This is a genomic window from Candidatus Alkanophaga liquidiphilum, assembly GCF_053996935.1.
Map to the genome: position 1 here is coordinate 21,627 of NZ_JBMXYC010000039.1, position 7,423 is coordinate 29,049.

The following is a 7,423-nucleotide window of genomic DNA, read 5'->3' on the forward strand; positions in this document are numbered from 1 at the left end:
CATCTTGCTCGTGAGGAAGAATATGGTAACAGGCATTATAAATACTTTTCTGTAATATAAACAGACTTGTCGCATTGCCACCTCAGATGATTGTAATATCACATGAACAGCCTACGGAAAAGGTTTCAGTTCCTGAACAGGCTTTTTACAGCTAAGCGAAAGAAGAACGCTTTAATTCGCTTAGTGAGGGGAATACCGCTTCCATAAAGCTACGCCGCCCTAAAGGTTCATCTCGTGTTTCCAACTCCGTGCTCTCTATGTTTCCTTCAGCTATAGAGGTTTATCTACAAATTTAGGCTTGTTCTGCAGTTGAGCATTTCCCGGATGAAAGACTTTGCGGACTTTATGACGAGACAGCCCCTTGTTGTATAGCATCAAGATTAACTCATTCGCTTAACGTCGACGGCTGAATACACGTAGCACTCTTTCTGCTAGCTTTAACACTTATTTCATCCAAGACTATCGTCTTTCGCTCCTTCTTCTCAGTGGAGCTGGCTATTTTTCCTTCAGATTTTTCACCGGTTTCAGCAGTTTGGAGGCGAGGTCAGCTCGGAGAGGTATCTCGCAGCCCGTACTGACGCCGTCTGGAAATGCATGGCAGTTCCGAGAATTTTGATCTCAAGAGGCTTTTTATCTTAAGGCCAAGCCTTCTACAAGCTTCTTCACAGCCACCATCAAATATATCTATGCCCTCGGCACAAATTTTGCTGTCCAGAGACACATCCAATCTCCTAAAGCTAAGTTAAAATGAGGGGAGAATAAATGGCATGTAAAATTCAATGGCTGGGGCATGCCGCCTTCAGGATAACGACCGCAAACACCACGATTTTCATAGACCCGTGGCTTGAGGACAATCCGACGAGCGCCCTGCGTTTGGACGAGGTCGAGCGTGCTGACCTGATTCTCGTGACGCACGACCACTTCGACCATGCGGCGGACGCCGTGCGGCTTGCAGCGAAAACCGGCGCCAAGCTTGTGGCGCAACCTGAAACCGTGGAAAGAATGCGAAGCGAAGAGGGGCTAAAAGGCGAGCAAGCGGTCGCCATGAACATCGGCGGCACTTTCAAGCATCCAGAGGTCGCAGTCACGATGGTTCAAGCGTTCCACAGCTCCACTACGGGCGCTCCTTGCGGCTTCATCGTGAAGACAGCGCACGGCACGATTTACCACGCCGGCGACACGGGAATTTTCGAAAGCATGCGGCTGCTCGCCGAGATTTACGGGATTGACGTCGCTCTTCTGCCCATTGGCGGGCACTATGTCATGGACCCGACGCAGGCGGCACACGCCCTTCGCCTCTTGCGTCCGAAGGTTGCCATCCCCATGCACTACAAAACCTTCCCGGTGCTCGTGCAGAGCGCCGACGACTTCGTCACGCTCGCAAAAGAACACGCCCCCGAAACCAAGGTCGTCGTCCTAAATCCCGGCGACGCTTACGAGCTTTGACATTGACGTAGTAAGATGGTGGCGAAAGCTGCGGATGGGAAAATAGTAATCTGGCCGGCATATTTAGATGCCTCAAAGCCCAAGAGCAGAGGTAGGAAAATCGCAAGGGCGAAAGCCGTGAAGTCGCCCAAGCTCTTGGAAATCGCAGAGGCGGCAAGAAGGCTCGGGCTTAACCCTGTTCTCGATGAGGAGAAGGCATACCCAAGCTCGTGGTGGGAATTCAGCGGCAGAGTCCTCGTGGACAAGAGGGGTAGTAAAACAGAGCTGCTAAGACAGCTCGCCGAGCTTATAAAGGAAGCAAGAGAGAAAAGAGCAGCACAGGTGAAGAAGGCGACAAAGACAAAAGCAAAGGAGAGAGCTAAAAAGAAAAAATAGAGAGATGGTTTACGACTTCCACACACACTCCGTGCTCAGCGACGGCGAGCTCATTCCGAGTGAGCTTGTGCGTCGGGCGTTCGTGAACGGCTACAAAGCGGTCGCAATCACCGACCACGTGGACTTTTCGAATTTAGAGGCTGTGCTCTCGGCGTTGCGGAAGTTTGCAGAGCATGCCCCCGAAAACGTCTTCGTCGGCGTGGAAATCACGCATGTTCCGCCTGCGAAGATTGAGAAGCTCGTGCTCGCTGCTAAGCGGCTCGGCGCCGAAATCGTCGTAGTCCACGGGGAGACGCTGACGGAACCCGTCTATGAGGGCACGAACGCCGCCGCCGTCAGGCTTCCTGAAATAGATATCTTAGCGCATCCGGGACTTCTCAGCGTCGAAGATGCAGAAATTGCAGCGGAAAACGATGTTTTTATAGAGATAACTTCGAGGCGGGGGCACTGCTTAGCTAACGGGCACGTCGCCCGTGTCTCCAAAGAGACGGGCGCCGAGCTTCTTCTGAACACGGATGCGCACGCCCCAAGCGACCTCATCAACGACGAGCTTGCTACAAAGATAGTGAGAGGTGCGGGGCTCAGCGAGCGTGATGCTGCGAAGGTTCTTAAAGAGAATCCAAAGACGCTCATCAGGAGAATAGTGAAATGAGGATTAAGGGCAGGGCCATCTCAAAGGGCATCGCCAGCGGCGAGGCTCTCGTCACTGACGAGCGTATCTCGTTCCTCGGCGGCGTGGACCCTAAAAGCGGCGTCGTAATCGATAAGGAGCATCCTATCTTCGGCGAATGCGTGCGAGGTAAAGTCCTCGTCTTTCCGGGCGGTAAGGGCTCGACCGTCGGCTCCTACGTGCTGTATTTAATGAAAAAGTATGGAACGGCGCCGAAAGCTATGGTGAACGTCAGGAGTGATGTAATTGTGGCGGTCGGCGCCATCATCGCCGAAATCCCGCTTGTGGATTCGCTTGAGAAGGACCCGCTCAAAATAAGAACCGGGCAAACGGTGCTCGTCAACGGCACCGAAGGCTATATAGAGCTCAGCTAAAAAAATGTAACACCCCGACGGCGGCGAGAGTTATGAGACCGGAGCGGAGACCCGAGCCGATGACGACGGCGAGCCAGACACGAAGCGGCGACATGCCGAGGATGCGCCCGGCGATGGAGCCTGTGATCGCGCCCGTCCCATATAGAGGAATCATGATGAAAAGCGTGAGTCCGACGAAGCCAAGCCGCCGTATCCATGCGTATTTTTCCATAAGCTCCTTGCCCCTCTCCTCAGTTTTCCGCAGCAGTTTGCCGACGCCTGGAACTTTTTCAGCGTAACTGATGTTCCACACGAGGAAGAGGGCAGTGGTGGCGTCTACGAAAAGGATGAAGGCGAATAATGAGGCGGGGTGCAGCCCCATGCTCAAGCCGGCGGGTATGCCTATTTCCATGCCGAGGGGATTAAAGAAATAGATGAGGAAGACCGCCGCATATTTCGCTTGTATCTCGGGCGCAAAGAAACTTTTTATAACAAGGATTGCCCCGCCTGCAAGCAAGAACGGGATTACAAGTTTCAGAAGTGGTATAAGTTTAGCATTCACGAGAAGCGTCTTCGCATACAACTTCTCGCAGCACCTTCGAACTCTTTCGAATTCCAAACTCATGCCGACTACTCCGCTTTTACCCTTTTTATGAATGTCGGTCTTTCCTTGACCAGTATGCGGTAACCGCAATACGGACACTTGACGCCCGGATATTCATAATTCACTTCTACTTTTCTGTGACATCTCGCACAATAATAGACCATGACACACACCCATCGAGACTGCAAACAGACTATGCTTCTTCTTTCTCTTCCGGCATTACAGCGCTCTCGCCAGCCTCAGAAAGCCTTTTTATGGTCCTTGTGGCGATGACGCCGGCGGGAGTATGCGGGACGTAGGCGCCGCCGCTGAACACGAGGTCGCATTTCAAACATTTCCAGATGCCCGTGCCCACCCGCCTCACGGAGAGCCTGTCGCATCTTGGGCATCTGTGCCACCGCCGCATTTGCTCCTCGATAGCGATGACACGCCGCCGAATCTTGAGCCCATATCTTGGGCCGAACCTGCCTGTGGATCTTGTCTTCCAGCCCTTTTTATGCTTTTTCGCCATGCTTATGGGTTAAGCATCGTCCATATATAAGGGCTACGCCGCTGAAGGGCTAAGATAATTTGTCATCAATGTGGTCGGAAGCCATAGTTACTGGGCGAAGGGGACACACTTGTAGGTGTGGGGAATTCGCCCCGCCCTTTCACCTCCTTTTTCTTATTTTCCACTACGACGTGTCCTAATAACACCACCTCATCACATTGAAGTAAAATACGAACATCCTGCAGAACCTATTCCAGCATTCTAAAGCTCTTCTCCTCCTTAAACTTCCAAATTTTTTCTCTCTCTTCCTGAAATTAACAGCGAGCAGAAGAATATCTTAGCTCTCTGCTTGAAGGAGCTGAATACCGATTCAACCAAACTCCTCTCTCCAAGAGTTTCATGTCTGAATCTGACGCCTAAACGCTGCAAGGCATCTCTATACCATGGTCCTCCTCTGTCCAAAATCAGCTCTTCGACCTCGCATATCAACAGCAATTCGAGCTATTGCGCCCTTCTTCACTTTTTCTTTTCTTTCAGAGTCAAGAACATCCTTGAATCTGTCGGTCCAGTTATGTTGATTTACCAACATCTAAGAGTAAAGCGATTCTTCTAAGGCTTGATGAGAGGAGATACATTGCTATTGCTGTAAGTTTTATTTCTATGGACACTTTGTTCCTTTCAAAGATGTTAAATTCTTTCAGTAACTCAAGCAAGTTGTTTTCTACTATATCCGCCGTCACCATAAAAGAGGGTAGGTAGTTGTTCAATTATTTATGTTGTTTGATGCTTATTCGGACACGCCGGAGCCGCTCATCAATAATGTTATATGCGTTGAGGTCAACCTGAGCTTGCCGAGCAGGGATTTCTTCAGGCTCGTTATACCCTCAGCACGGCGACAACCCTAACTGAGACTTATCGGAGGCTGACTGTGAAGTAAGAATAAGAAGTGTTGAAGATAAAAGATGAGGAAAATTACCAGTCCACACTGAAAGGAAGAAGCGAAAAACGATAGCAGTGGCAGGAACAGCTGTTAAAGCATATGAAAAAGGTGCGTATTTAGCCTAGCCGTCGATGCGAGGGATGAATATTTCTAACGCGACGGTGAGCAGGGCAGTCCTTGGGTCGGAAATAAAACATAAAAAAGCCAAGGCCCGGATTCGAACCGGGGTAGAGGGGATCTGCAGTCCCCCGCGTAGCCACTCCGCCACCTTGGCTTTTTACCTTCACAAATGAAGCAGATGAAGCAGATAAAATAGGAAAAGAATGGGTTTGCAGGTCGGACATTGCCTGGGCAGTAAGGGGACCGGCTTGGGCGTTAGTAGCCGCGGGCTGAACACCTCGGCTTTCGCCTTGGTGCTTACACCCCAGCTCTATCAAACGGGTCTTCTACCCATGCCCTCACGGGAGCCTCGTTTCGGGGGCGGCTTCGGGCTTAGATGCTTTCAGCCCTTATCCGCTGGCGCGTAGCTGCCCGGCGATGCCCTGTCGGACAACCGGTAGACCAGAGGCGCCGCTGCCCCGTTCCTCTCGTACTAGGGGCAGCTTCCCCTCAGGCTCCCACGCACCCCCAGCAGATAGCAACCGACCTGTCTCGCGACGGTCTAAACCCAGCTCGCGATCTCCTTTAATGGGCGAACAGCCCCACCCTTGGGCGCTACTGCACGCCCAGGATGGAGAGAGCCGACATCGATGTAGCAAGCCCCCGGGTCGATATGGACTCTCGCCGGGGACAACTCTGTTACCCCTGGGGTAGCTTTTCTGTCGTCATGGGCCCCTACCAATGGGGCACCATGGTTCGCTAGGCCCGGCTTTCGCCCCGTGACCTCCTACTGTGCGAGGTCACATCAAGCCGGCTTTTGCCCTTGCACTCTATGGCGGATTTCTGACCCGCCTGAGCCGACCTTTGGGCGCCCTCGATATTTTTTCAAGGGCGTGGCGCCCCACCCAAACTGCCCACCAACCGCTGTCCCCCTCTCGGGGTAAGAGGCACAGCTGCAGGTGGGTGGTGTTCCATTGGCGGCTCCGTAGCCCCCGGAGAGGCTACTTCCCAGCCTCCCACCTACGCTCTGCACCTACAGCCATGCCCCAACGGCAGGCTGCAGTAAAGCTCCACAGGGTCTTCGCTTCCCTCTGGGGGTCCCCAGACTTTTCACTGGGATGTGAGGTTCGCCGGGTCCCAGCCAGGGACAGTGGGGGGCTCGTTGGTCCATTCATGCAAGCCGCCAATTAAGCGGCTAGGTATTACGCTACCTTAAGAGGGTCATAGTTACCCCCGCCGTTTACGGGCCCTTCCTCCGGTTGAACCCGGCCTTCAGGGACCCGCACTGGGCAGGATTCACCGGCTGTACGCACCCTTTCGGGCTTGCAGCCGGCTATGTTTTTATTAAACAGTCGGCCCCCCCTTGTCACTGCGACCTACGGTTTCCGCAACCGCAGGCACCCCTTCTCCCGAAGTTACGGGGCGAATTTGCCGATTTCCCTTGGCTGGGTTGTCCCCGACACGCCTGAGCCTCCTCAGCTAGGGGCACCTGTGTCGGTTCTCGGTACGGTCGTCCGTGCTCCTTCCGAGAGTGGCTTTTCACGGGCTCCCGGTTGGGCCGGCTTGCGCCATCACGCCTTCACTCCCTTCTCGCCATTACGGCACTCCGGGAGCTTCAGCGCTTGGACACCGCGACGGCGGTGCCCGGCTTACCCGGAAGCGTCACCCCCTCGGCGACGTTACACGGACGGCGCCGGAATATTAACCGGCTTCCCCTTCGAGCGTGTCGAGTTGCGCACGCCCTTAGGACCGGCTAACCCTCGGCTGACGAACATTGCCGAGGAACCCTAGCCCCTCCGGCGGTCGGGATTCTCACCCGACTATGCTGCTACTACTGCCAGGATTCTCGTTCCTGCGTGGTCCACCCGAGCTCACGCCCGAGCTTCTGCCCACGCAGGACGCCCCTCTACCGGATCGCCTCTCGGCGCCCCGGGGTATCGGCAGTCGGCTTAGCCCCGTCCATTTTCGGTGCCCCGCCCCTCGGCTGGTGAGCTGTTACGCACTCCTTAGAGGTTAGCTGCTTCTAAGCTCACCTCCCAGCTGTCTTAGGGGCGGGACGCCCTTTGGGTCACACTTAGCCGACATTTAGGGGCCTTAACCCCGGGCTGGGTTGTCCCCCTTGCGGACTGGGAGCTTACCCCCCAGCCCAGACTCCGGCTTTCTACGGCGATGGCGCCTTCGGAGTTTGACAGGAGGGCCAGGAGTTTCCCCCCGGTAACCTCCAATCAGTGACTCTACAGCGCCATCTACCTCCAGCCGGGTCACGCTGCGGCGTGTTTCGAGGGGAACCAGCTATTCCCGGGCTCGATTGGACTTTCACCCCTAGACGGGGGTCATCCGAGCGATTTGCACATCAACACCGGTTCGGGCCTCCACGGCGCTTTCGCGCCGCTTCACCCTGCCCCCGCCTAGATCGCCCGGCTTCGGGTCGTGCCCCAGCGACTCC

At 54.5% G+C, this 7,423-nt stretch carries 8 protein-coding genes, 1 tRNA gene and 1 rRNA gene; 4 read left to right on the top strand and 6 right to left on the bottom strand.

The window, feature by feature from the left end; translation table 11 throughout:
• Positions 1-762: 762 nt before the first annotated feature.
• Genes ACXJJA_RS05285 through ACXJJA_RS05300 form a run of 4 tightly spaced genes read left to right on the top strand, consistent with a single transcriptional unit; the run spans position 763 to position 2,865 of the window.
• Positions 763-1,446 carry a metal-dependent hydrolase gene (locus tag ACXJJA_RS05285; RefSeq protein WP_456487174.1) on the top strand — a complete coding sequence of 228 codons (684 nt, stop codon included), beginning with the start codon at positions 763-765 and terminating at the stop codon, positions 1,444-1,446.
• Between the two features lie 15 nt (positions 1,447-1,461).
• Entirely contained in the window at positions 1,462-1,821 is a 360-nt protein-coding gene (locus ACXJJA_RS05290) for a signal recognition particle protein Srp19 (RefSeq protein ID WP_456487175.1), read from the top strand.
• Positions 1,822-1,825: 4 nt separating this feature from the next.
• The gene (locus tag ACXJJA_RS05295; RefSeq protein ID WP_456487176.1) at positions 1,826-2,473 is read left to right on the top strand and encodes a histidinol phosphate phosphatase domain-containing protein; all 648 of its coding nucleotides are present in this window, start codon (positions 1,826-1,828) and stop codon (positions 2,471-2,473) included.
• Positions 2,470-2,865, top strand: a complete 396-nt coding sequence (locus ACXJJA_RS05300) for a DUF126 domain-containing protein (RefSeq protein ID WP_456487177.1) — start codon at positions 2,470-2,472, stop codon at positions 2,863-2,865. The genes ACXJJA_RS05295 and ACXJJA_RS05300 overlap by 4 nt, the downstream gene beginning before the upstream one ends.
• Here ACXJJA_RS05300 and ACXJJA_RS05305 read toward each other — a convergent pair.
• The 6 genes from ACXJJA_RS05305 to ACXJJA_RS05330 all read right to left on the bottom strand — a co-directional run.
• Positions 2,858-3,469, bottom strand: a complete 612-nt coding sequence (locus ACXJJA_RS05305) for a small multi-drug export protein (protein ID WP_456487178.1) — start codon at positions 3,467-3,469, stop codon at positions 2,858-2,860. The genes ACXJJA_RS05300 and ACXJJA_RS05305 overlap by 8 nt on opposite strands.
• A 5-nt stretch (positions 3,470-3,474) precedes the next feature.
• Positions 3,475-3,612 carry a DNA-directed RNA polymerase subunit P gene (locus ACXJJA_RS05310; RefSeq protein WP_456487179.1) on the bottom strand — a complete coding sequence of 46 codons (138 nt, stop codon included), beginning with the start codon at positions 3,610-3,612 and terminating at the stop codon, positions 3,475-3,477.
• A gap of 29 nt (positions 3,613-3,641) precedes the next feature.
• Positions 3,642-3,959: a 50S ribosomal protein L37ae gene (locus ACXJJA_RS05315; RefSeq protein ID WP_456487180.1), complete on the bottom strand. Its 318-nt coding sequence runs from the start codon at positions 3,957-3,959 to the stop codon at positions 3,642-3,644.
• A 548-nt stretch (positions 3,960-4,507) separates the two neighbouring features.
• Positions 4,508-4,681: a hypothetical protein gene (locus ACXJJA_RS05320; RefSeq protein WP_456487181.1), complete on the bottom strand. Its 174-nt coding sequence runs from the start codon at positions 4,679-4,681 to the stop codon at positions 4,508-4,510.
• Between the two features lie 399 nt (positions 4,682-5,080).
• A tRNA-Cys gene (locus tag ACXJJA_RS05325) sits at positions 5,081-5,152 on the bottom strand.
• 82 nt (positions 5,153-5,234) lie between these two features.
• Positions 5,235-7,423, bottom strand: a 23S ribosomal RNA gene (locus ACXJJA_RS05330); the annotation flags it as partial.